Consider the following 360-nt stretch of genomic DNA (forward strand, 5'->3'; position numbering starts at 1 on the left):
CCAGACCGAAAAGGATCACGGAAGGATAGAAACCCGGCGCTGCCTGGTGACGAACGACGTCGCTTGGCTCGGCCAACAAGATCAGAATTGGGCCGGACTGCAAAGCCTGATAATGATCGAATCGACGCGGGAAATAATCGGCAGAAATAGCACCGGCACTGCCAGCGTCGAACGCCGGTATTACATCAGCAGCCTGCCGGCCAGGGCGGCGCAACTGGCTCAGACTGTGCGTGCGCACTGGGGCATCGGGAACGGCATGCATTGGGTCTTGGACGTTGCATTTCGCGAGGATGACTGCCGCATCCGGGTTGGGGAGGCGGCGCAGAATTTCGCCATCCTGCGCCGAATCGCACTCAACAT

The 360-nt window shown here is 59.7% G+C and carries 1 protein-coding gene; it reads left to right on the top strand.

Features of this window, described 5'->3' with window-relative positions; all coding sequences use genetic code 11:
- Positions 1-360 (top strand): ISAs1 family transposase (locus D0817_RS26890; protein WP_127341013.1); only part of this gene is annotated, 360 nt, incomplete at both ends.

It is taken from the genome of Flavobacterium cupreum (assembly GCF_003996965.1).
Lineage (GTDB): Bacteria > Bacteroidota > Bacteroidia > Flavobacteriales > Flavobacteriaceae > Flavobacterium > Flavobacterium cupreum.